We start from the raw sequence: 783 nt of genomic DNA, 5'->3' as shown, positions 1-783 counted from the left end.
AGTGATCGAACCAGTCTTAGTAGAAGTGATACGTTCCTGAAGAACCCCCATCTCTTCTGCTAGTGTTGGCTGGTAACCTACCGCTGAAGGCATACGACCTAGAAGTGCTGATACTTCAGTACCTGCAAGTGTGTAACGGTAAATGTTGTCTACGAATAGTAGAACGTCTTTACCTTCGTCACGGAACTTCTCAGCCATCGTCAAACCAGTTAGCGCTACACGCAGACGGTTTCCTGGTGGCTCATTCATCTGGCCGTAAACCATTGCTACTTTAGAGTCTGTAGGAGTCTCTAAGTTAACAACGCCCGCTTCCTGCATCTCGTGGTAGAAGTCGTTACCCTCACGAGTACGCTCACCAACACCTGCGAATACTGAAAGACCAGAGTGCTTAAGTGCGATGTTGTTGATAAGTTCCATCATGTTAACGGTCTTACCAACACCGGCACCACCAAACAGACCAACTTTACCACCCTTAGCGAATGGACAAACTAAGTCGATTACTTTGATACCTGTTTCTAGAAGCTCTGCACTTGCCGCTTGCTCAGCGTAAGTAGGAGCTTTACGGTGAATAGGCATACGCTCTTGTTCACCGATTTCACCGCGCTCATCGATTGGTCGACCAAGTACGTCCATGATACGACCCAGTGTTTCAGTACCTACTGGTACGGAAATTGGAGCGCCAGTGTTTGCTACATTAAGGCCACGCTTAAGACCTTCTGTGCTACCCATTGCGATGGTACGAACGACACCATCACCTAGTTGCTGTTGAACTTCGAGAGTGGT

The 783-nt window shown here is 48.0% G+C and carries 1 pseudogene; it reads right to left on the bottom strand.

The annotated features are described in order from the left end of the window. Nucleotides 1-783 (bottom strand): annotated as a pseudogene (locus A3762_RS22525) (F0F1 ATP synthase subunit beta); the annotation flags it as partial.

This window comes from Oleiphilus sp. HI0125, assembly GCF_001635355.1.
Note: the sequence above shows the minus strand (reverse complement) of the source record. Positions and strands in the feature narration are given on the sequence as shown.